Below are 22,849 nucleotides of genomic sequence, written 5' to 3'. Positions count from 1 at the left end.
CCAAATGGAAGTAGGAATATTGGCCTACGGGGGATACATCCCGCAAAGCCGATTGCAGCGTAGTGAAATTGCCAAAGCGCATAGCTGGTTCAACCCCGGGCTTAAGGGCCTTGCCAGAGGGGAACGCGCCATGGCGAACTGGGATGAGGATAGCGTGACCATGGCGGTGGAAGCAGCTCGCGATTGTCTTGCCGATTTTGACCGCGGTCAAGTATCCGCTGTCTATATGGCCTCTACAAGCTTTCCTTTTGTCGACCGGCAGAATGCCGGCATTGTTGCCGATGCGCTCAATTTGAGCAGCAGCCTGCAAACTCTGGACTTCGCCTCATCGCAACGGGCAGGAAGCGCCGGGTTATCGGTGGCATTGCAGGTCGCAAAAGGCGGCAGCGGACCGATCCTGTTTACGACGTCGGAAAAACGCAAGACCAAAGCAGCAAGCCCGCTGGAATTGACTTCCGGTGACGGCGCGGCGGCGTTCCTTGTCGGCACCGGCAAGGTTGTGGCCCGCCTTCTTTCCGCCCATACCGAAGCAGTCGATTTTGTCGATCACTTCCGCGGCGAAAACGAAGATTTCGACTATAGCTGGGAAGAACGCTGGATACGTGATGAGGGTTACCTCAAGATTGTTCCCGAAGCGATTAACGCAGCGTTAACGGAAGCAGGCGTCAAGGCGGAAGATATCACCACCTTCTGTTTTCCGGTCGCCGCCCGGGGCGTTGCTGGAGCGATCGCCAAGAAAACCGGTCTTCAGGAAAGCGCGATTGCCGATAACATGCAGGCAAACTGCGGCGAGACCGGAACGGCGCATTCCATGGTGATGCTGGCGCAAGCCCTTCAGAACAGCGCACCGGGAGATAAGATCCTTGTCGCAAGTTTCGGCCAGGGAAGCGATGCACTTCTTTTCGAGGTGACTGACGAGATCAAATCGCTCTCCCCGCGCAGAGGGATTTCCGGTTATCTCGCCCGCCGCTACGCAGAAACCAATTACAACAAGTTCCTTGCCTTCCACGAACTCGTCAATATGGAACGCGGAATTCGTGCGGAAACGGACAAGAAGACCGGCCTGACAACCCTCTATCGGAATAAAGGCATGGCGCAGGCCATGGTGGGCGGACAATGCTCCCAATGCGGCACGGCTCAGTTCCCGAAATCAAATATGTGCGTCAATGAAAATTGTGGCGCCATTGGCACGCAAGAGGATTACCCCTTCGCCGACCGGGTTTCCAAGGTGAACTCTTTCACCGCCGATCGGCTGACATATTCGCCCGACCCGCCTGCTTATTACGGCATGGTGCAGTTTGAAGAAGGTGGTCGCCTGATGAGCGATTTCACCGATATTTCTCCAGACATGGAGATTGAAGTGGGTATGCCCATGCGGATGATGTTCCGAATCAAGGATTATGACAACAAGCGCGGTTTCAGGCGCTATTTCTGGAAAGCGACCCCTGCGGGCGCTTCAAGCAAAGGAGAATAACAATGGCCTCGGGAATTAAAGATAAAGTTGCCATTCTCGGCATGGGCTGCTCGCGTTTCGGCGAGCGCTGGAACGACAATGCGGAAGATCTGATGATCGAAGCATATGTTGAGGCACTGGCGGATGCCGGCATTGAAAAAAGCCAGATCGAAGCTGCCTGGCTCGCAACCGCCATTGAAGAGGAACATGTCGGTAAATCCGCCGTACCGCTCTCCATGGCGCTTCGTTTGCCGAACATACCGGTGACACGTGTCGAGAACTACTGCGCCAGCGGATCAGAAGCCTTCCGTGGTGCTGTATATGCGGTCGCTTCAGGTGCCTGTGATATTGCCCTCGCCCTTGGCGTTGAGAAACTGAAAGACACCGGTTACGGCGGCCTGCCTCAACGCAACCGCGGCTCTGTCAACGATATGTTCTGGGCGAACGCCTCCGCACCCGGATCTTTCGCGCAGCTGGCCTCCGCCTACTCAGCGAAGCATGGCGTTAGCAAAGATGACATGAAACGGGCTATGGCTCATATATCGGTTAAGAGCCATGATAACGGATCCAAGAACCCCAAAGCACATCTTCGCAACAAGATTAATGAAGACAAAGTCATGAATGCCCCGATGATCGCGGAGCCGCTTGGCCTCTTTGATTGCTGCGGCGTGAGTGATGGATCAGCCTGTGCGATTGTCACAACGCCGGAGATTGCGAAATCTCTCGGCAAGACTGACCTGATCACGGTGAAAGCACTGCAGCTGTCGGCGTCCAACGGTCGGGAAGCACAGCATAACTCCTGGGACGGCAGCCACTTTGTCACTACCCGGGCGGCGGCGAACCGTGCCTATAAGGAAGCTGGCATCACCAAGCCACGCGAACAGATCAGCATGTTTGAAGTTCATGACTGCTTTTCCATCACCGAGCTGGTGACGATGGAGGATCTCTATATCTCCGACGAGGGGAGAGCGGTCAATGACGTGATGGACGGGTTCTATGACGCGGATGGCAAGGTCCCCTGCCAGATTGACGGCGGTCTTAAATGTTTCGGCCATCCAATTGGCGCCTCCGGCCTTCGGATGATTTACGAGATGTATCTGCAGATGCAGGGACGCGCCGGTGATCGTCAGCGAAAAGAAGAGCCGGTCTTCGGGATGACCCACAATCTCGGCGGTTTCCCACATCAGAATGTCTGCTCTATCGCCATCGTCGGGAAAGAAGGCGCCTGACGCGTGAAAAGCTCTTCGGGTTGCCGCCCACCATAACGGCGGCCCGAAGAATATTTTTCTCCAAGCAGGTCAGGCAGACTTGCGAAGATCGCCGATCTCGTCTTTAAGCACACGCTTCAGGACCTTCCCTGTCGCATTACGCGGCAGTTCATCCTTAAATATCACATGTTTCGGGATTTTATATCGCGCGAGCTTCTCCTGACAGAACAGGATGATGTCATCCGCCGTGAGTGATTTGCCCGGAGCGATGACAACAACGGCACAGCCGACTTCATCCCACCTATCATCCGGAACACCTATGATAGCCAAATCAGCAATCTCAGGCATCTTGAAGAGGATGCTTTCGATCTCTGCCGGATATACATTTTCCCCGCCCGATATATACATATCCTTCCAGCGGTCGACGACATAGAAATGCCCGTCCTTATCCACACGGCAGGCATCGCCCGTATGCAGCCATCCGTCCGTTATTGTTTCCGCGTTGGCTTCCGGCCGGTTCCAGTATCCGGGAGTGATGTTTGGACCCTTCACCCATAGCTCTCCGGTTTCGCCCACCGGCACATCCACACCCTCCTCGTCAACAATGCGCGCTTCGGCATTCATCGCAAGCTTACCGGCGGAGCCAGGCCTTGAAAATGCCATTTCTGCATCCTGCACGGTCACTGTAGGGCTTGTCTCGGTCATGCCGTATCCCTGCTGCAACGCCAATCCCTTTGCCTTGTAAGTTTCGAGCAGCGGCACCGGCGTCGGAGCGCCGCCAACGCCAGAACAGGCGAGACGGGAAAAATCCGTTGTCGCAAAATCAGGGTGCTGGCTCATAAACAGGTAATTTGCTGGTACGCCGAAGAAATGGGTCAAGCCGATTTCCACATCATTTATGATGCGAAGGCACTCGCCGGGATCGAAGGCGCGCATGACCAATGTCGTTCCACCGAAATACAGGGCAACCGAGCTATAGCAGTTTAGCCCGCCGGTATGGAAAAGCGGCAGGATAGTCAATGTCTTGGCGTTTGGCGTGAAATACGTGGGCACGCCCAGATTGACCGCGTTATAGAATGCCATTCCATATGTATTCATGGCACCTTTTGGCAGCCCCGTTGTGCCCGAAGTATACATGATCGTCCAGATGTTATCATGCGTGACCGTAGCAAGTACCGGCGTTGGTTCAGCAGACTTAATCGCCGCTTCATAGGCCGTATTCCCGCCACCACCATTAGTCTCAAGCAATATTGGCACGCCCGCCTTCTCCTGAAGCTCCGAACATTCGGCTGCGAATTGCGTATCATGGATGAGTACTTTCGGCGCGGCGTCCTGAATAATGAAGTCCAGCTCCGCGACCGTCAGCCGCCAGTTAAGAGGCAGAAATATGCCGCCTATCTTGGCGCAGGCCGCCTGTATTTCCAACATATCAGTTGAGTTCATAGCCAGAACGCCGACCCTGTCCCCCTTATCTACGCGGCAGTTATTTTGAAGATGAGCCGCCAATCTCAACGCGCGGTCATTTGCCTCGGCATAGGTGAACTCACGATCAGAGTGCAGATCGACCCAGACCGTTTTATCCGGCACCCTCGCTGCGTGATGACTGAGCCAGTCATAATGCAAAACACTCATATATTCCTCCCGAATGGCTTGTTTTTCTTGGTCTTGCGCGTGCTCAAATCTCTGTAAGACGCGGGAACGATCTACTTCATCTCATTCATCTAAATGTGTAAAGAGATTTGTAACTGCGCCTACATCGCCTTATTATGAGGAAAAATTATAAGGACCTAACACTGGCAAGAGGCGTTCCGTCATGACCTACAGCTGCTTTGACGTTCAAATAGACAACAACATTGCGCATATAATTCTAAACCGGCCGGAGAAGCGGAACAGCATGGTTCCTGCCTTCTGGAATGAACTTCCGAAAATTGTCCGCGATATCGACGAAAACTCAAAGGCACGCGTTATCGTCCTGTCCTCGACAGGTCCTCATTTTTCATCCGGGCTGGATGTTGCGTCCTTCGTTGAACCTGAAATTGCCGATCCCGCCGCGAAGAAAGCCGCAGAAATACAAGCAGGCGCAAATTTTTACGGTGCCGTAAAGAATATGCAGGGGACCTTCACCGTGTTGCAGGAATGCCGACTGCCAGTTCTTGCGGCGGTTCAGGGCGGCTGTATCGGTGGCGGCGTTGATCTGATCACCGCCTGTGACATGCGCTTCGCTACCGAGGATGCCTTTATCACAATTTTTGAAACCAATATTGGCATGACCGCAGACGTTGGCACTTTCCCTCGGATTACAAAATTAATCGCAGATGGTCTTGCCCGGGAGCTTGCTTACACGGGACGCCGGATGCACGCAGATGAAGGCAAAACAGCCGGCCTCTTCAACAACGTTTATAAGGATCATGAAGCTATGATGGCGGCCGTCATGAAGATGGCCGCAGAAATAGCGAGCAAAGCGCCGCTGGCAATAATGGGATGCAAGCGGATGATGAATTATTCACAAAATCACACAGTAGAAGACAGCCTGGACTATATTGCAATCTGGAATGCCAGCATGCTTCAGCGAGACGAGATATTTGAGGCAATGAAGGCAAACCAGGAAAAGCGGCAAGGTGAATTCGTTGATTTGCCGCCCATTCGAAAAAACATTGGCTAAGCTGGGATTGGTGGTCGACTGCGCCGTTTATACTGGGTGGCGATCCCGACAGGACTCGAACCTGTTACCTCAAGATTAGGAATCTTGCGCTCTATCCTGATGAGCTACGGGACCGTTTCCCGGGTTTAGCAGACAGCCATTTCCCGCGCCATATAAAAATGAAACGGGCCGGTTTGCCGGCCCGCCTCTGTAAATAAATCTATTAGTCTGACGTCAGAACACAATTCTTGGCATAGTCCGCAGCTTCATTGGCAGACCAATCACCTTTTGGCTTTTCTTTCATTTCTGCGCACCATTCCTTGCTTCCAACTTCCGGATCGCAGGCCGCCAGCCCCAGCGTGAAAAGTGACAGCAGAGCAAGGCAGATTATTTTTTTGGTCATGATGTTCCCCAGTAAGACATAAAAAAGGGACGGGGTGCAGTCAAGCATCCCGTCCCTTCGGATCGTCAAATTTAGTTGCCTTCGACCGTGATGACAACGCGGCGGTTTGCGGCGTTTCTGACACCATCGGCAGTCTGGACTTTCAGGTCTTTCTTACCGTAGGAGCGCATGATAATCCGTTGCGGCTCCATGCCCATATCCATGCCCATGAAGGCAACGGCTTCGGCACGACGCTCACCCAGTTTATCGTTATACTCAACGCTACCGACTGTATCGGTATAACCGGCGATCGTGATCTTCGGATCTTTGAATTCCTTCATGTACTCCGAAGCTGCCTTGATTTCATCATCAGAACCAGGCAGAGGTGTCGAGGAGTCGAAAGCGAAGTTCACTTCAAAGGACTTCGGCTCCATCATCATGGGTTCTTTCTTCTCCATGACGACAACTTTCTTCTCTACGACGACAACTGGCGCCATTGCAGTCTCAATTTCCTCAATGGCGAGGATGAAGGCATCCCGGCATGCTGCGATATCCTTCGGCTGGCGATTTTCTTCCTGCTCCTGGACCCAGCAGTCAAAGCTTGTCTGCGCGCGCGCTGCGACTAAAGGAAGTTCTTCGGAAGCACCCGCACCGAGAGCGGCCATCAGCCGTTCACGGGCACCGACCAGAACCGGTTCGCGATCGGCAGGAAGGTGCCATTCTTCAGGGTGATAAGGGTCGACTTGTTCGCCCCGTGTTGCCGCCATAGCCTTTTCCGCAAAGCGATCAGAATCAATATAATCGCCTTCGTTATATTCAGCCTTCGCGAGGTCAACGTACCCCGTGTAGAGCGCCTGCTGGAATTCGGTCCCGCCGGGGCTTAGCTTTTCCGCCTGTTCCAATTTACCACCACATGCTGCTAATACGAGCGATGCGGCGCCAACAATTGCGAATTTCATCGTATTTTTCATAATCTTCCCCTCAACCGTCTTCTTAAGTGCGAAAGGTTTCACACTGGGTATGGTTAATAGTAGTACGTTGTAACCCTGCAAACAATAGAAATTGCATTCACGATCTTGAAATTAAGGGTTTTAGCCTTAGTTTCAACTCTCAGTTTGCAAATAATTAATAGAGGCTAGCCATGAATAATGTCTGAATTACGGCAAATAACGGCAATTATTATGGTTACGACGAACAAGCTATACTGGATCAATCGTGTGTATTTTTTCTATGGACAAAGACCGCGGGAAAGCTGTCTACTCTACTAATAACTTATAAGGCAACGACGAATTTTATGGCGCATTCACACTCACACGAGAGCGGCGACACGCATACCCATTCACACGATCATACGCCCAAGGTAACCAAGGATAGCGAACGCCGTATTTTCTGGGTCATGTGCCTCACTGGCGGATATATGCTGTTGCAGGGACTTGGCGGCATATTTTCTGGATCGCTTGCTCTACTCGCCGATTCCGGACATATGCTCTCCGATACAGCCGCCCTCGCCCTGGCCTGGTTCGCTTTCCGGCTCGCCTCCAAACCAGCGGACAGCAAACGCAGCTATGGATACCACCGGTTTCAGATTCTGGCCGCCTTCACAAATGGTCTGACACTATTCTTTATCGCCGGCTGGATTATAATCGAAGCTATCGGGCGCCTCATAAACCCCGGTGAGGTAATTGGCGGGATGATGCTTGTGGTCGCCATCGGCGGGCTGGTTGTCAATATTGTCGGCTTCTACCTCCTTCATCGCGGCGATCGGGACAACGTCAATATGCAGGGCGCACTTCTCCATGTGATGGGCGACTTACTGGGATCCGTGGCCGCAATCGTTGCCGCGGTCATTATTCTGTTTACGGGCTGGATGGCGGCAGATCCCATTCTGTCCGTCCTTGTTGCAATTATCATTCTGAAAAGTGCGTACGGACTTGTTCGCCGTTCAGGGCATATACTTCTGGAAGGGACGCCCGATCATCTTGATATGGCCCTTATACGGGATAAACTAACGGCCTATATGCCCGAAATTGTCGATGTACATCATATGCATGCCTGGTCCCTGACGGCGGAAAAACCAATCGTTACCATGCATGTCCAGGTCGAGCCTTCAGCAGATCTCGAAAGTACGCTGCGTGCCATAAATGCTTTTTTGTTATCAGAGTTTGAAATAGATCATGCCACGTTGCAACTAGAGCATAGCAATTGCGCAACGCAAGGTTAAGATCGGATCTTTTTACTGCCAGAGAGGTCGGGCCGCGCTCGACGCTCCCTTCGCATTTCCCCATGGACCCGAGCTGGTGATAAGGATCCACCGCAGCGGCGGCATGCTAACCTGCTGTACTTCAATCAAATTTCCCCGCGTGATTTTGGCTTCCAGCCGCTCTGCCATTTTCGATTTCTGAAGACTACAACTCACCGCATCACCGGGCAGCCAGTATTTCGCCGGCACCCTGCCCTGTATTCGATACCGCTTGACCGGTAACTTGCCGGAGACGATTCGGCAATCTCCGGAGAAAGCAGCACCGGGATCACCACCCACGTCAAGCTGTATCAAATCCATTTGGGAAGCGTCACTGGTTCCGGTGACGAGCAGCAGGAAAGCCAGAAACCCTATAATCGGAGCAGAATGTCGCATACGACCAGACTATCCGGACATGGTTAAAAAACGGTAACCTTGACACCGGAGAAATGATTGAAGTATCCGGCCAGCGGTTTCGGATCAGGAAGTTGACGGCAAGTCCATGTCGAGAATGGTCATGTGGAAAGCGAAGGATACCTCCCCCTCATCTTCATCACGATAGACAACTCCGATAAATTCATCATCCAGCAATACTTCGGCCGTGCCGTCCGAGGGTCGTCTCTCTTTCACATTAAAATCTTCATTGTCGAACTTTTCACGCAAATATCTCTGTACGCGCAGTGTTTCTGTTCTTGTCATCCTTACCTCGCGTTTCTAAAGGACTTCGAGCGAGTCAGCGATCGGACCTTTTAACCCCATTCGCACAACGCATTTTACCCGCGTATCAATCCCGAAGTTTTCAAGGTCGACATCAGAGCGTTCGAGCATATTTGTATGGATAAAGACATCCTCACCGCCGCCTTCAGGTGTTACAAAGCCATATTTATGCTCTGGCACGTACGTCGTTACTACGCCCGTCATCTCAATATCGACACCGACCGGAATCTCTTCTTCCTCTTCAGGTTCATGAATTGCCACGACCTGCTGGCCACGGTCCCCGTCAGCAAGATCGCATATTATCTGCATACCTTCCCGCAGTTCCTGATAGGAGGTATTCTGCAAAACTGAAATATGGACAAAGGCGTCCGGCGACCCATCGGCGGGAGACACGAAACCAAACCCTTTGGCTTCATCGAAGAATTTCACAGTGGCCGAAATGTTTTTACGGACGGGTTTGGACGGCTTACGATCATTCATCCTTTAAGGACCTCATTGTTTAATTACAGACTGTGCAATACCTAAATTAAAGTCAAAGCTCAATCTTTCCGTTCATTTTCTATCAGATCGTGAAACGGCTGTCTGCACAGTAATTTTGATATTCTATCGGATATACGAACTTAACCAACCTTCGCAGCACATCTCGCGATACTTCGCTGGATCAGGTTGGCGATCTCCGGCCTCGAACCGACCGCTCCAGCATAATGGACCGCCATCGTGCTCATGGATTGTTGTTGCCATTTTGCGATTGAACCCGGAACATCCTCTATGGCATGCGGACCGTCCGCAGCAAACAGCCCGACTACTATAAGGGCCGACCCATCGTCAAGGCAGGCAGACAATACTTCATCAAGACGCGGTGCCTGGCTGAGAAAGGCAACATAGACGCCCGCAAATTCATCTCTTCCTGTGACGGCCTGTTGCTGCAAACATGTTGCCTCCGCCGAGGCAGATGACGTTTCCGAGCCATGAGCAACAAGCAAAAGCTGCACTTTCTTGGGCGTATAATTATGATCCCGACAGATTTCTTGTGCCATAGTTATAATGACGTCAGCGAGTTCGGGATCGGTTCCTAACGGATCGCATAGATAAAGCTGATGGCGGCTTTCAATACGTCGCCCCTTCTCCAGCTCGAAAAGTTCCGGTATCCGGTTTCTGACAAAGTACCCGTTGCTCATGAAAAAGGGCAGAAGGAAAACTTTGCCCTCTGGCAAAAGCGGCCGTGACTTATCCCGCGACAGAAAGCATACATCCACAAGCTCATATAGATTACTATGCACAAGTGTGGCCGCATGCCGGACCGCAGCCTCCTGTGCAGTATCGGAAATACGGGAGCCATGAGCGACAACAATTACTGACGGGCGTGAGGATGGCATCTTCTACTCAATCGGTAAGGATATACAGGCGATCAGATAGTCGCCTTTCCTACTGTTTACAATTTCTCAGGTAAAAGTGGAAAAAATATCGTCCGGAATTGCCTTTACCATGTAACCTTGAGCCGCTATTTAGATTTTAGTAGCCCGCGGGCTTCAAAATATGTGATAATGACGCCATAAATGGCAAAAAACAAAAAACAGCCATTGATAAAAACTAAATATTCTATTGGGAGGAATAACGAAATGATCAAACGTAAAGCTATGTCGATTGCCGCGTTTTCAGCTGCGTCGATGATGACGTTTAGCGTCTCGGCCGCCGAAGTCGACGGCCCGGAAGTTAACTGGAATCTATCTGTTTGGGGCAAAGAGCGCGCCTTTACCAGCAGCGTCGAAACAATTCGTGACTATGTTGCGGAAAAAACGGATGGAAAATTCAACATCAAAATCCACTACGGCGAAGCGCTGTCCAAGGCGAGAGAGAATCTGGACGGCATCAAGCTTGGCGCTTTTCAGATGGCCGCACTCTGCACAGCTTACCATCCGGCAAAAAATCCAACACTTTCTGGTCTCGACCTGCCATTTCTGCCGTTCCCTAACCTGCAGGTTCAAACTGCAGTTCATGAAGCTTATTATAAGCACCCCGCCGTGGCGGAAGATATGGCCCGCTGGGATGCAATGCTGCTGATGAGCTCACTGCTGCCTCAGTACGAGTTTACCGGCGTAGGTGATCCGCCCCTTACACTGGAAGATTGGAATGGCATGCGTGTCCGTGCCCTTGGCGGTATTGGTGAAGCGATGACAAAAATCGGCGCTGTTCCAACGACTGTACCGGCGCCAGAAGTGTATACATCCCTTGAACGCGGTACGATTGAAGCAGCGTCCTTCCCCTTCACATACGCGCATGTTTCCTATCGTCTGACAGATATTGGTAAATGGCATACGGCGAATATGTCACCAGGAGCGAACCATTGCCCGGTGGTTGTGAACATTCCTGCTTATGAAGCGTTGACACCTGAGTATCAACAGCTTCTGAACGACGCTAAAGCTCCGGCATATGAAGCCCTGTATGCAGCATATGAGGCTGCCGATGCGAAAAACTTCCCGCTTATGAAAGAAAAGGGAATTCAGGCAATCACCTATTCCGACGAGGAACTGGCAAGATTCCGTGAAATTGGTGCAAAACCGGTTTGGGACGAGTGGGTCGCAAAAATGAACAGCGATGGATATCCCGGAACCGAGTTGTTTGAGTTGATTATGACAACATCAAAGCAAGCGACCAATTAGGCAGTCTGGATAGAGGGTCTGGTGAACCAGGCCCTCTTTTCTTTTAAAGTAAAAAATCATGACAACTCAAAATATCCCGCAGGGTTCGGGGTCACGGTCGGCGTTCGCGTCATTTGACCGCGGCTTTTCCAAACTCGAAAATTTTCTGAACGGTATTTCCGCTCTGGCAATTTTTGCTGTGATGATACTTGGTGTTACACAGGTTCTCAGCAGAAAACTGCTCAATTGGCCAATACTCGGATACATAGATTTTATCGAACAGAGCATGGTCATTTTTGCCTTCTTCGGGATTGCCTATTGCCAACGGCTTGGCGGCCACGTCCGAATGGACCTTTTCATGGCTAAATTCAGCGCACGCCCTCTGTATTTCTTTGAAGGGATGGCAACGCTGATAGGACTTTTTGTCATCACTGTGTTAATTGACACAAGCTGGCTCCATTTTCTCCGCGCCTATCAACTTGGTGATTCAACGATCGATATCGGGATACCAATCTGGCCCGCCAAATTAACTATTCCGTTGGCCTTCGGTATCCTTTGGATTCGTTTCGCACTGCAGTTCGTCGGATTTGTGCGTTTATTCATAAATCCAAACGCGGAAATCATCGCAGTGCCGATTATTGAGGACGTAACTGCGGTTGCGCGTCATGAAATCAGTGATGCTCTTGGAGAAGAGGCAGGAAAACAGGCCAAGTTTGACGAAACATATACTAAAAAGGGGAAAAAATAATGGGAGTGGATCCTCTTTTGGTCGGCGTCGTTGGCATGGGCGCCCTGATCGTAATGGTCTTCTTGGGTGTACGTGTCTATATCGCCGCAACCCTGGTTGGCATGCTGGGTATCGTCTCGATTATCGGATGGAGTGCGGGAACCGGAATTGTCGGGACTATTCCGCACTCAAAATCGACGCTGTACTCCCTGAGTGTGCTGCCGATGTTTATCCTGATCGGCTATCTCGCATTCCATGCAGGCATTACAACAGCCGCTTTTGATGCCGCGAAAAAATGGGTCGGCTGGGTTCCGGGCGGACTCGCTGTGGCGACCGTCTTCTCTGCTGCGGGCTTCGCCGCAGTCTCGGGCGCCAGCACGGCGACAGCTGCCGTATTCAGCCGTGTGGCGATTCCGGAAATGCTGAACAATGGCTATGATAGAAGACTCGCTGCCGGTGTGGTCGCTGCGGGCGGCACGCTTGCCTCCCTGATCCCGCCAAGCGCCATCCTCGTGATCTATGCGATTATTGTCGAAGAATCGGTGGGCGCCTTGCTGCTCGCAGGGTTCATTCCGGGTATCGTGTCTGCACTGATTTACGCTCTCATCATCATGGGACGCGCAACAGTTAATCCGAAGCTTGGTCCACCGGTGCGCGGCTTTACCTTTAACGAAAGGATGAAGTCCTTACCGGGCACCTTACCTATCATAGCAGTTATCGTGATTATATTCAGTGCCATTTATGGTGGCTGGGCCACGCCGACAGAGGCAGGCGCTCTTGGCGCATTCGTCGTGCTGATCCTTGCCTTCATCCATGGTATGCGGACGAAGGAGCTGAAGGACGCGCTTTTTGAAACGGCCAAACTGACCGTGATGATCTTTTCCATCATCTGGGGCGTACTGGTGTTTGTGCGGTTCCTCGGATTCTCGGGCTTGCCGGAAGCATTCGCCGAATGGATATTGGGGCTACCTCTTCCGCCAACAGTGATCATTATTCTGATTCTCTGCGGCTATGCCATTCTTGGTATGTTCATGGATGCCATCGGCATGCTGCTGCTGACGCTGCCTGTCGTTTTTCCGGCCGTGATTGGACTGGGATATGACCCCATCTGGTTTGGCATTATTGTGGTGAAAATGGTTGAGATCTGCCTGATCACACCTCCCATCGGACTTAACTGCTATGTTGTAAATGGCGTGCGGCCTGATATTCCGCTTTCCGACGTTTTCCGTGGAATCGGTCCATTCTTTATTGCCGACGTTTTAACGGTCGCCCTGTTCATCGCCTTTCCTTGGCTGATAACATGGCTACCGCAAACAATGCTGAATTGACATTGACTCAATAGTCCGATCTCCTGCAAATAGAAAAAAAATAAAAAGGAGTAGGTAAATGGACTTCACGCTCACGGAAGAGCAACATGCCATCGTCGAGAATGTGGCGGCGCTGTGTGCCCGTTTCGACGACAATTACTGGCGGGAAAAAGATCGAACGGGTGATTTCCCATTCGATTTTCACGCCGCCATGGCAAAGGACGGCTGGCTCGGGATAACGATGCCGGAAGAGCATGGCGGTGCCGGACTTGGCGTCGTTGAAGCCGCCCTGATGATGCATACAGTCGCGAAGTCCTCTGGCGGCATGTCAGCGGCTTCGGCCATCCACATCAATATTTTTGGGCCCCATCCGATTGTTGTCTTCGGAAGTGACGAACAGAAAAATCGCTGGTTGCCGTCGCTCATCAAGGGCGAGGTAAAATCCTGCTTTGGGGTGACAGAGCCCAATGCCGGACTGAATACAACTGCACTTCAGACACGGGCAGAGAAAACTTCAGACGGATATCTGGTGAACGGTCGCAAGATCTGGACAACGACGGGGCAGGAAGCAGACAAGATCATGTTGCTCGCCCGAACCACACCGAAGGAGAAATGCAAAAAGGCAACTGACGGCCTCTCGCTTTTCTATACCGATATGAACCGCGACTATATGGATGTTCGGGTGATCGAAAAAATGGGCCGCAAGGCCGTTGATTCGAACGAAGTTTTTATTGATAATCTCCCCGTTCCCGGAGAAGACCTGATCGGCGAAGAGGGCAAGGGTTTTTATTATCTCTTGCACAGCCTCAACCCGGAACGTGTCCTTGTCGGTATTGAAGCAATTGGTATCGGCATGAATGCATTGGAGCGTGCTGCGAAATATGCCCGCGAACGGGAAGTCTTTGGACGCCCAATCGGCCAAAACCAGGGCATACAACATCCGCTGGCGGAAAACTGGATGGAACTGGAAGCCGCTTACCTGATGGCGATGAAAGCCGCGTCAAACTACGATGCCGGTCTTGAAGCAGGCGTCTATGCCAATGCGACAAAGTACCTTGGTGGCGAAGCGGGCTTCAAAGCCTGTACACAGGCCGTCATGACGCATGGCGGCATGGGATATGCCAAAGAGTTCACGGTTGAGCGCTTGATGCGAGAAGTGATGATCTGCCGTATTGCTCCCGTAAGCCCACAATTGGTGCTTTGCTATATCGCGGAAAAAGCGCTGGGCATGCCCAAGTCCTATTAATACACGCCGCTAAAACCAAAGGTAATAACAATGACTACTACCAAAGACGGGCCGCTGACCGGCCTGCGTGTTATCGATTTGACCTCAGTGCTTCTGGGCCCATATGCAGCCCAGATCCTTGGAGATATGGGCGCCGATGTCATCAAAGTCGAAGGACCGGAGGGGGACACCACCCGTGATCTCGGGCCACGCCGGTCTCCAGGCATGGCGGCAATATATCTCAATGCCAACCGGAATAAACGCGCGCTTTGCATCGACCTGAAGTCAGCGGACGGGCACGCCGCTCTCATGAGACTTGTAAAAACGGCGGATATCTTCCTGCATAATATGCGCCCTTCTGCCATCAAGCGGCTTTCTCTCACCTATGACGATTTGCGAGCTACGAACCCGAACCTTATCTATTGCGGTGCCTACGGGTTTAATCAGGATGGCCCTTACGCCGATAAACCGGCATATGACGACATGATTCAAGGGGTGAGTGGTCTGGCGGCCAGCCAGTCACAATTGATGGGACGGCCTGGCTATATGCCGACGGTCATTGCTGACAAGGCGACGGCCTTGACCGCTGTATATGCCATAACCATGGCCCTCTATCATCGGGAACGGACCGGAGAAGGTCAGGAAGTGAACGTTCCCATGTTTGAGACCATGGTGCAGTTTCACATGCTGGAGCATTTATATGGCGGCAATTTCGAGCCACCCCTCGGTCCTGTCGGCTATCCGCGCGCGCTATCGCCGAACCGTCATCCATACAAAACCAAGGATGGCATGATTGGCGTGCTTCCCTATGTTGACAAGCAATGGCGGGCTTTCTTCGAGATGGCGGGCCGGCCAGAGCTGATGGATGATCCCAGGTTTTGCAATATCGCAGCACGTCTTGATAATATCGATGCGGCCTATCAGGTTTTAAGCGAAATCATTGAAACCCGCACCTCGGCGGAATGGTTGCGTGATCTGGACGCCGCCAGTATTCCGGCTGTCCCCATCAATACGCCGGAAGATCTTCTCGAGGATGAACATCTTAAAGCGACCGGATTCTGGCAAACCATGGAACATCCAAGCGAGGGAACGCTCAACTATCCAGGCATTCCGACAACTTTTTCTGCTTCTCCCGGTCGTGTCCGGCGACATGCGCCGCAATTAGGCGAACATAACCGAGAGATTTTAAAGGAAATCGGGATGACGGATAACGAAATTGACAAGATGATCTCTAAAGGTATTCTCGTTTCTCAGGCTAAATAGGCTGTCCATAATAGCAAATAAAAAGCAAGAAACAGGCCATGCATATACGTGAGTTTGCGAAAACAACACCGGACAAACCAGTCATCATCATGGCGGGCAGCGGTGAAACTGTTACCTATAAACAGCTTGATGACCGCTCCAACAAGGCGGCGCAGTATTTAAGAGCGCAAGGACTTGAGATTGGCGGTCACGTTGCCTTGCTCATGGAAAACAATCCCCGCTTTTATGAGGTCTGCTGGGCGGCGCAGCGTGCAGGATTGTATTATACGGCCATCAGTTCCCGCCTGTCTGCGGAGGAAGCCGCCTACATTATCAACGATTGTGGTGCGCGCATTTTCATTACCTCCGAATATAAATCGGAGCTGGCAGGACAGCTTATCGACCGCATCCCGAATGTGGAAGAGAAACTGATGATTGACGGTACGATATCGGGCTATCATTCCTATGAAGACAAAGTAAGCGATTATCCGGCGGAACCGCTATCGGATGAATGCGAAGGGGCAGACATGCTCTATTCGTCGGGCACCACGGGGCGGCCGAAGGGCGTCAAACCTGCCGAGGTTGGAAATCCCATCGGGACAGAGGACAGCTTGTTTAACTTGTTAAAGAACCAGTATAAAGTCACCCAGGATACGATCTATCTCTCTCCCGCACCGCTGTATCATGCTGCGCCGCTTCGCTATAACATGCGCATTCAGCGGCACGGCGCGACCTCCATCATTATGGAGAATTTCGACGCGGAAAATTATCTGCGTCTGCTGGGAAAATACAAGGCAACCCATTCGCAATTGGTGCCAACCATGTTTGTCCGGATGCTGAAACTTCCAGAAGCCGTCCGTCAGAGATATGATATCAGTTCTCTCAAAGTCGCGATCCATGCCGCTGCCCCCTGCCCGGAAAAGATCAAACGCCAGATGATGGAGTGGTGGGGCCCGATCCTCTATGAATATTATGGCGGAACCGAAGGAAACGGATATTGCGCTGTCACTCCGGAAGAATGGTTTGAGCATCCGGGGACCGTCGGCCGGGCGTTGGTTGGCAATCTCCATATCGTTGACGAGGCTGGGGACGAGTTGCCGGTGAGGGAGATTGGGAATATTTATTTCTCGGATGGGCGCGAATTTTCCTACCATAATGACCCCGAACGCACCGCACAGAGCTATAATGACAAGGGCTGGAGCACGCTCGGAGATGTGGGTTATGTCGATGAAGACGGGTTTCTCTACCTGACAGACCGGCAAAGCTACATGATCATTTCCGGCGGCGTGAACATCTATCCGCAGGAGATCGAGGATTTACTGCTAACCCACCCGAAAGTGTATGATGCAGCGGTATTTGGCGTGCCCAATGAAGAATTCGGCGAAGAAGTAAAGGCCGTCATCCAACCCATTGACATGTCCCTTGCAGGCAACGAACTCGCTGAAGAAATTATCGAATTCTGCCGTGACAACATCAGTCATGTTAAATGCCCAAGGTCCGTTGACTTTGAGGCAGAGCTTCCCCGTCATCCGACGGGAAAGCTTTACAAACGGCTTTTGAAAGACCGTTACTGGGGTGACAAGACGTCACGTATCGTCTGACATCAGGACGCGAGACGGAATTCCTCCAACCCGCGCATATTTTCAAGGGTCATGCGGCAGGCGGCAGCCGCCTCCTGCCCTTTGATCACGAAATGCTCACGGAAGAACTTCATATGCGCATCCGTCTCCTGGAAATGATGGGGCGTTAGGACGACGGACAATATGGGAACGCCACAATCGAGCTGTACCTGCATCATTGCGTCAAGAACAGTACCAGCGACAAAATCATGGCGATAAATTCCGCCATCGACGATCAGGCCCGTTGCCATGATCAGATCATAACGTCCGGACTCAGACAGCTTTTTCGCCATCAACGGTATTTCGAGACTTCCCGGAACATTGTAAATGTCAAATCCATCTGCATCATAACCGTGACTCACCAGTTCCTCGATAAAGGATTTGCTGGCTTCATGCACAATATCCGCATGCCAGTTCGCCTGAATTATGACAATGCGATTTGATTGTTTACGAATGTCCGGGGTTTGATTGTCAGTAGACGTGTTTTTGATTTTCATTTTATTGGCCTTGTTTTAACAAGTTGACAACAACCCAAGGCAAATAGGAATAACAAACGGGTTGGCAGCAGCCAAACCGTTCGCTTTCTTCCTGTTCTCTTCCATCCGGACTATGACCGTCGGCTTCGGATTTACACCGAATCTGCTGACCCCGCCGAAGCGGGCGCTCGCGGGCTTGAACAAAACCTGTTCTTTACCGCCGGTAGGGACTTTCACCCTGCCCTGAGAACACTCCTTCTATTTATGAAGGAATATCATTTTTTAATTTAAAGATGTTTTCTCCGTTTGCAAGTCTATCCGCATTTATACTAGTTTTGCCCCATCCTACACGGTCTATTGTAAGAGTAACCATTGAACGAAACCGCATTTTTAGAGCATTTGAAAGATGCTATCCGCTATAACCAGCTGGAACGTTATTTCACTGCCGAAACCGGTGATATTCAAGATGCTCAAGGCCATTATGATCTGAAACCCGCTCTGGACGTAATCCGGGAGGATCAAGCCGACAGCGGCGGATTGAAGCTATCCCATGCCCAACGGCGCATGCTCATGATCCTCGTCGCCCTGTGGGAGGGACATATTGCGGATGAACTCTTTAGGGAAGGCCTTGGAAGCCTCTCCCTCGCCATCCAGTCCATGGACAAAAATAACCGCACCCTCTTGAGCGAGCTGATTGTCACCTATCCGGGATGGGGCCAAAGCTGAAAATACCTTCGGGCGGTTTGACAAGTAATTGAATTTCCCGCTTTCCAGACAAATATTCATTTTATGGTAAACAGTTGTGAAGTAGCTTAATCGCATGATGAATTGGAATAAACTCCTCTCGACCAAGCGATACGGGCAGGATCACAATGATCCCGTATTGGCTTCGCGCAGCCCGTTTCACAAGGATCAAGACCGAATTGTCTTCTCCTCGGCCTTTCGGCGCCTACAGGACAAGACCCAGGTTCATACCCTGGCGGAGAGTGATTATGTGCGCACCCGCCTGACCCATTCCATGGAGGTGGCATCCGTTGGCCGCTCTTTAGGGGCCAACGCCGGGCAGGTCATTATCGACCGTCACTTGAAGGGCAGCGATTACAGCCCGGCCGACTTCGGCCATATCGTATCTGCGGCATGCCTTGCCCATGATATCGGTAACCCGCCCTTTGGTCACTTCGGTGAGGAAATAATCCGCTACTGGTTCAAGAATGGCGCCAATGCCGCGGGCCGTGTCGATGGATTGGACCATGCCCAGATTTGTGATTTTGAAATGTTCGAAGGCAATGCACAGGGCTTCCGTGTTTTGACGAAACTACAGAACTGGCGGAATTCAGGGGGGCTTCGGCTGACGTATGCCACCCTCGGAACCTTCATGAAATATCCGCGAACTTCCATTGTAAAAGAACCCGCCCCCGGGGACAGCGGCGGCAAGAAATTTGGCGTCATGCAGTCCGAACTGGATGCCTTTCGGGAGATCGCGAACGAACTGGAACTCCTGCAGCGGGGGACAGATGAATATTGGAGCCGCCATCCCCTCACCTATCTGGTCGAGGCTGCCGATGACATCTGCTACAGCGTTGTCGATATTGAGGATGGATATAAGCTTGGTCGGCTCAACTACACGGAAACAGAAGATCTGATGATGCGCATCCTTGGCAGTCCGCCGAAACGCTATGCCGAAGTCGATGATCCGACAGAGAGAATTTCCTATCTCAGGGCAAAATGTATTGGCAGGCTCATCGGGGAAGTTTCCGATATTTTCAAGGACTGCGAAAGCGAAATTCTCGCCGGAAATTTCAAAGGTGATCTTCTGCATCACTCCCGCAGGGCAAAAATCTTCGATGAGATTTATGCCCTCTGCAAACGTGAAATATACCGCCATCCGGAGAGGATTCAGGCGGAACTGGGCGGCGCTGAAATCCTGAACACCCTTCTTGATGCATTTTACGAAGCCAATCTTGACTGGGAAAATTATCAAACCGATGGCGCGCCAATGAATCCCCGCTCCAGCGTTCTGATGACACTTTTTCCGGATGGGGACAAGCAGAAACGCAGCCGGTATGACTGGCTTCTTGGCATCACGGATTTCGTATCCGGCATGACCGATTCATTTGCGGTACGGCAGTTTCGTGAAATCCGGGGTATAGAATAGCTACATCAACAAAACGCCAGTAACTACCTGTTAACCTGAATATCCTAAAATTATATTTTTAGTTTCAGGCAATGAAAACGATGCTGGCTGAATCTTCCATTTATGGCGATCGTATCGCCGCGATGTTTGCAAAGATGCCAACGCCGAAACGGGTCAATGCTGCCCGTACGGCCGCTATGGAGTTTGCGGCGGAAAAGCTTGCAGACGAAGACCTGGAGCTGACGTCGGCGCTAATAGACTATTTTGTCGACGACATAGATAAGGCAGTCCGCCAGACAATTGCTGAAGCTGTGAAATCCTGTGAATTTCTGTCTCATGAGTCCGCCATGAAACTGGCCATGGATTTGGAAGAAATCTCGCTTCCCGTCGTAACATATTCCCCTGTCCTGACAGATGAGGACCTTTGGGAGATTCTGCAAACGGCCAGCAACAGCAAGCAAACGGCCATTGCCGGGCGCCCACACCTCGGAATTAAATCAACCGGCTGGATTGCTCAAGACGGATGCTATTCTGCGATCAAAGTTTGCCTAAAAAATGAAACGGCGATTATCGGCGAGACCGCTTATGATAATATCCTTGGTCGCTTTGGGGAAATTGATCCGATACAGAAATTGCTGGTGCAGCGCCCCTTTCTGCCGACAGAGTTTGTCACCCGGATGTTTGACATGATTTCTATGGAATATAAACAGATTCTCATGGACCGAAATCCGGTTTCGGAATCCACGTCTGTGCGCAAGATCATGAACGCCCGGGAAAAGGCCCTTTCGAAAACACTGGAAAGGCGCATGACGGATCATGAGCAGAAAAAGAAATGTATCGCGCTTGATCGCGAGGGCCGCCTGACGGCAACATTGATGCTGCGCGTGCTGATCGCAGGGAACCACTCCTTTTTTGCGGCGGCGCTCGGTCATACTTCCGGCATCTCAAAGAAGCGGGTTGTCTCGCTTACCTCCGGCCGTGGGTATCTCGGATTTCAACGCCTGTATGACCGGGCTGAACTGCCTCCCTATCTTTACACTGCCTTCCGGACCACCATGGAAGAGCACAGAAAGGCAGACCATTATCATCCGCGCGCCGATCTCGATAATTTTCGGCAACGCCTGATTGGCCGGGTTGCCGAGACATATGGGCTGGACCATGAGATATCTTTGGAAGATTTGATGGAAAAACTGCTTCCCAAGCGCCTTCATTGACCCTTAAACTTAAGGCAATCGAAAATAATAAAATGGGATTGCCTTTTGACAAAAACAATCGACTACTATTTAACCCTCATTTCTCCATGGGCCTTTCTCGGGCACGACCGCCTTGTGAAGATGGTCGCGGAGAATAACACCGAAATCAACATCATACCCGTAAACTATGGCAAGATTTTTGCTGCAACCGGCGGATTACCCCTTGGAAAGCGCAGCCCGCAGCGACAGGCATACCGTTTGATGGAAATTGCCCGCTGGCGCGAGGAATTGGGCATTCCTATCAAAACGCATCCTAAGTTCTTCCCGGCGTCCGATCAGATGGCCGCCCAGATGGTCACATCCGTTGTACAGGAGGGCGGAGATGCCATGGAACTTACAGGACTTTTTCAGCGTCTGGTCTGGGTCAACGACGGCAATATCGCTGATGAGAGAACTGCAATTGATGTCGCCAATCGCGCCGGATTTGATGGTGAGAAGCTGCTGAAAGACAGTCAGGTACCTGAAATTGCCGCGCTTTATGAACAGAATACCGCTCGCGCAATTGAACGCGGCGTATTTGGTGCCCCGACCTACATCATTGATGATGAATTGTTCTGGGGTCAGGACAGATTGTATTTTGTCGAAAAAGCCCTCAAGAAATAACGGATAGGGAGACAGGGAATGACGCTAGATCCACAAGCAAAATGGGTACTTGATATTGCCGAAGAGAAGGGCCTTCCTTCTCTCGATGAACTATCACCGGCAGAGGCCAAAGCCGCCTATGAGGAGCGCGCGCTTACGCTCACATACAAGAACGTGGATATCGGCAAAACGATTGATCTGGATATTCCCGGCCCGCTGGGGGACGTTCCCATCCGCATTTATCATCCGATTGGCATGACGGATACTCTCCCTGTTCTCGTTTATTATCATGGCGGGGGCTGGGTTGTCGGCAGCCGCAATACCCATGACAGCTTGTGTCGTCTTATTGCAAATTCCGGCCTTTTTGTCGTTGTCTCTGTTGATTATCGCATGGGGCCGGAACATCCCTTCCCTGCCGCCGTTCTCGATTCCGTTGCCGCCCTTAACTGGACGGCGGAGCATATTGGCGAATATAACGGCGATGCTGAGAATATAGCTGTTGGCGGGGACAGCGCCGGCGGAAATCTGTCAGCCGTCGTGTCTTTGATTGCCCGTGATGAAAAAACCTATTTACCGAAATTACAATGGCTTATCTATCCGGCCACGCAGATGAACATGTCTCATCCTTCCCATACAAAATACGCAGAAGGATACTTCCTGACCCGTCCCTTGATGAATTACTTTCAGGGGCACTATCTAAAAAACAAGGAAGACAGAAAGGACTGGCGTGCCTCCCCATTACTGGCTTCCAGCCTCGCGGGGCTCCCCCCTGCCCTTATCCAGACCGCCGGGTTTGATCCGCTGCAGGACGAGGCAATCGCCTACGCCAAACGAATGAACGAGGAAGGCAGCCAGGCCACCCATACCCATTACGAAGGGATGATCCATGGCTTCATCAATCTTGGCGGCGCCATTGACAAGGCAACGGACTGCGTGAATGAAGGCGTTGCCGCTCTTCGTGAAGCGTTTTCAAAATAAAAGACGCATAAAAAAGGGGCCCCAAGG

The 22,849-nt window shown here is 51.6% G+C and carries 22 protein-coding genes, 1 tRNA gene, 2 pseudogenes and 1 riboswitch; of the genes and pseudogenes, 15 read left to right on the top strand and 10 right to left on the bottom strand.

The features are described from left to right. The first annotated feature begins 4 nt into the window (after window positions 1–4). Both AAC599_RS13710 and AAC599_RS13705 read left to right on the top strand, forming a co-directional pair. A complete protein-coding gene (locus AAC599_RS13710) occupies window positions 5–1,474 on the top strand; it encodes a 3-oxoacyl-[acyl-carrier-protein] synthase III C-terminal domain-containing protein (protein ID WP_340150964.1) in 1,470 nt (489 codons plus the stop codon). Window positions 1,475–1,476: 2 nt separating this feature from the next. Beyond that, window positions 1,477–2,682 carry an acetyl-CoA acetyltransferase gene (locus AAC599_RS13705; RefSeq protein ID WP_293959295.1) on the top strand — a complete coding sequence of 402 codons (1,206 nt, stop codon included), beginning with the start codon at window positions 1,477–1,479 and terminating at the stop codon, window positions 2,680–2,682. A 69-nt stretch (window positions 2,683–2,751) separates the two neighbouring features. Here AAC599_RS13705 and AAC599_RS13700 read toward each other — a convergent pair whose 3' ends face one another. Next, on the bottom strand, window positions 2,752–4,293 hold the full coding sequence (locus AAC599_RS13700) for a long-chain fatty acid--CoA ligase (protein WP_340150963.1): 1,542 nt from the start codon (window positions 4,291–4,293) through the stop codon (window positions 2,752–2,754). Window positions 4,294–4,474: 181 nt separating this feature from the next. Between AAC599_RS13700 and AAC599_RS13695 the strand changes: the two genes are divergently transcribed. Then, entirely contained in the window at window positions 4,475–5,323 is an 849-nt protein-coding gene (locus AAC599_RS13695) for a crotonase/enoyl-CoA hydratase family protein (protein WP_340150962.1), read from the top strand. 37 nt (window positions 5,324–5,360) lie between these two features. Here the strand turns inward: AAC599_RS13695 and AAC599_RS13690 are convergent. The 3 genes from AAC599_RS13690 to AAC599_RS13680 all read right to left on the bottom strand — a co-directional run bounded on the left by AAC599_RS13690 (window position 5,361) and on the right by AAC599_RS13680 (window position 6,655). Further along, a tRNA-Arg gene (locus AAC599_RS13690) sits at window positions 5,361–5,437 on the bottom strand. Window positions 5,438–5,525: 88 nt separating this feature from the next. Next, the gene (locus AAC599_RS13685; protein WP_293959301.1) at window positions 5,526–5,705 is read right to left on the bottom strand and encodes a DUF3012 domain-containing protein; all 180 of its coding nucleotides are present in this window, start codon (window positions 5,703–5,705) and stop codon (window positions 5,526–5,528) included. 71 nt (window positions 5,706–5,776) lie between these two features. Beyond that, a complete protein-coding gene (locus AAC599_RS13680) occupies window positions 5,777–6,655 on the bottom strand; it encodes an OmpA family protein (RefSeq protein ID WP_340150961.1) in 879 nt (292 codons plus the stop codon). 323 nt (window positions 6,656–6,978) lie between these two features. Here AAC599_RS13680 and AAC599_RS13675 point away from each other — a divergent pair, with 323 nt between their 5' ends. Then, window positions 6,979–7,905: a cation diffusion facilitator family transporter gene (locus AAC599_RS13675; RefSeq protein ID WP_340150960.1), complete on the top strand. Its 927-nt coding sequence runs from the start codon at window positions 6,979–6,981 to the stop codon at window positions 7,903–7,905. Between the two features lie 12 nt (window positions 7,906–7,917). Here the strand turns inward: AAC599_RS13675 and AAC599_RS13670 are convergent, their stop codons facing one another. The 5 genes and pseudogenes from AAC599_RS13670 to AAC599_RS13650 all read right to left on the bottom strand — a co-directional run bounded on the left by AAC599_RS13670 (window position 7,918) and on the right by AAC599_RS13650 (window position 10,016). Beyond that, the gene (locus tag AAC599_RS13670) at window positions 7,918–8,319 is read right to left on the bottom strand and encodes a hypothetical protein (protein WP_340150959.1); all 402 of its coding nucleotides are present in this window, start codon (window positions 8,317–8,319) and stop codon (window positions 7,918–7,920) included. A gap of 84 nt (window positions 8,320–8,403) precedes the next feature. Continuing rightward, entirely contained in the window at window positions 8,404–8,622 is a 219-nt protein-coding gene (locus tag AAC599_RS13665; protein WP_340150958.1) for a DUF3126 family protein, read from the bottom strand. A 15-nt stretch (window positions 8,623–8,637) separates the two neighbouring features. After that, a pseudogene (locus AAC599_RS13660) lies at window positions 8,638–8,832 on the bottom strand (cold shock domain-containing protein); the annotation flags it as partial. A 75-nt stretch (window positions 8,833–8,907) separates the two neighbouring features. Further along, window positions 8,908–9,120, bottom strand: a pseudogene (locus tag AAC599_RS13655) (cold shock domain-containing protein); the annotation flags it as partial. A gap of 140 nt (window positions 9,121–9,260) precedes the next feature. After that, on the bottom strand, window positions 9,261–10,016 hold the full coding sequence (locus tag AAC599_RS13650; RefSeq protein ID WP_340150957.1) for a CbiX/SirB N-terminal domain-containing protein: 756 nt from the start codon (window positions 10,014–10,016) through the stop codon (window positions 9,261–9,263). 180 nt (window positions 10,017–10,196) lie between these two features. On the opposite strand from AAC599_RS13650, the gene dctP reads away from it, so the two are divergent. The 6 genes from dctP to AAC599_RS13620 are packed head-to-tail and all read left to right on the top strand — an operon-like array spanning window position 10,197 to window position 17,381. Further along, the gene (gene dctP / locus AAC599_RS13645; RefSeq protein ID WP_340150956.1) at window positions 10,197–11,300 is read left to right on the top strand and encodes a TRAP transporter substrate-binding protein DctP; all 1,104 of its coding nucleotides are present in this window, start codon (window positions 10,197–10,199) and stop codon (window positions 11,298–11,300) included. 58 nt (window positions 11,301–11,358) lie between these two features. After that, entirely contained in the window at window positions 11,359–12,027 is a 669-nt protein-coding gene (locus AAC599_RS13640; RefSeq protein ID WP_340150955.1) for a TRAP transporter small permease, read from the top strand. Continuing rightward, window positions 12,027–13,334: a TRAP transporter large permease gene (locus AAC599_RS13635; RefSeq protein WP_340150954.1), complete on the top strand. Its 1,308-nt coding sequence runs from the start codon at window positions 12,027–12,029 to the stop codon at window positions 13,332–13,334. Before AAC599_RS13640 ends, AAC599_RS13635 begins: the two co-directional genes overlap by 1 nt. Window positions 13,335–13,392: 58 nt before the next feature. Beyond that, on the top strand, window positions 13,393–14,559 hold the full coding sequence (locus AAC599_RS13630; protein WP_340150953.1) for an acyl-CoA dehydrogenase family protein: 1,167 nt from the start codon (window positions 13,393–13,395) through the stop codon (window positions 14,557–14,559). A gap of 30 nt (window positions 14,560–14,589) precedes the next feature. Beyond that, a complete protein-coding gene (locus AAC599_RS13625; RefSeq protein ID WP_340150952.1) occupies window positions 14,590–15,801 on the top strand; it encodes a CoA transferase in 1,212 nt (403 codons plus the stop codon). Window positions 15,802–15,839: 38 nt separating this feature from the next. Further along, window positions 15,840–17,381, top strand: coding sequence for an AMP-binding protein (locus AAC599_RS13620; RefSeq protein ID WP_340150951.1), 1,542 nt, complete (start codon window positions 15,840–15,842; stop codon window positions 17,379–17,381). 2 nt (window positions 17,382–17,383) lie between these two features. On the opposite strand, the gene AAC599_RS13615 is transcribed toward AAC599_RS13620, so the two are convergent. Beyond that, window positions 17,384–17,896 carry a 6,7-dimethyl-8-ribityllumazine synthase gene (locus tag AAC599_RS13615; protein WP_340150950.1) on the bottom strand — a complete coding sequence of 171 codons (513 nt, stop codon included), beginning with the start codon at window positions 17,894–17,896 and terminating at the stop codon, window positions 17,384–17,386. Window positions 17,897–17,985: 89 nt separating this feature from the next. Next, window positions 17,986–18,130, bottom strand: a riboswitch (FMN riboswitch). A gap of 117 nt (window positions 18,131–18,247) precedes the next feature. On the opposite strand from AAC599_RS13615, the gene AAC599_RS13610 reads away from it, so the two are divergent. From AAC599_RS13610 to AAC599_RS13590, 5 genes are all read left to right on the top strand, one after another. Then, window positions 18,248–18,601 (top strand): hypothetical protein, encoded by a 354-nt coding sequence (locus AAC599_RS13610; protein ID WP_340150949.1) that lies wholly within the window; start codon window positions 18,248–18,250, stop codon window positions 18,599–18,601. 94 nt (window positions 18,602–18,695) lie between these two features. After that, window positions 18,696–20,030, top strand: a complete 1,335-nt coding sequence (locus tag AAC599_RS13605) for a deoxyguanosinetriphosphate triphosphohydrolase (RefSeq protein ID WP_340150948.1) — start codon at window positions 18,696–18,698, stop codon at window positions 20,028–20,030. An 80-nt stretch (window positions 20,031–20,110) separates the two neighbouring features. Continuing rightward, window positions 20,111–21,223 carry a DUF2336 domain-containing protein gene (locus AAC599_RS13600; RefSeq protein ID WP_340150947.1) on the top strand — a complete coding sequence of 371 codons (1,113 nt, stop codon included), beginning with the start codon at window positions 20,111–20,113 and terminating at the stop codon, window positions 21,221–21,223. Window positions 21,224–21,268: 45 nt separating this feature from the next. Then, entirely contained in the window at window positions 21,269–21,865 is a 597-nt protein-coding gene (locus AAC599_RS13595) for a 2-hydroxychromene-2-carboxylate isomerase (RefSeq protein ID WP_340150946.1), read from the top strand. Between the two features lie 18 nt (window positions 21,866–21,883). Next, on the top strand, window positions 21,884–22,822 hold the full coding sequence (locus AAC599_RS13590) for an alpha/beta hydrolase (RefSeq protein ID WP_340150945.1): 939 nt from the start codon (window positions 21,884–21,886) through the stop codon (window positions 22,820–22,822). The last annotated feature ends 27 nt before the right edge of the window (window positions 22,823–22,849 follow it).

Source organism: uncultured Sneathiella sp. (assembly GCF_963976355.1).
GTDB lineage: Bacteria > Pseudomonadota > Alphaproteobacteria > Sneathiellales > Sneathiellaceae > Sneathiella.
Note: the sequence above shows the minus strand (reverse complement) of the source record. Positions and strands in the feature narration are given on the sequence as shown.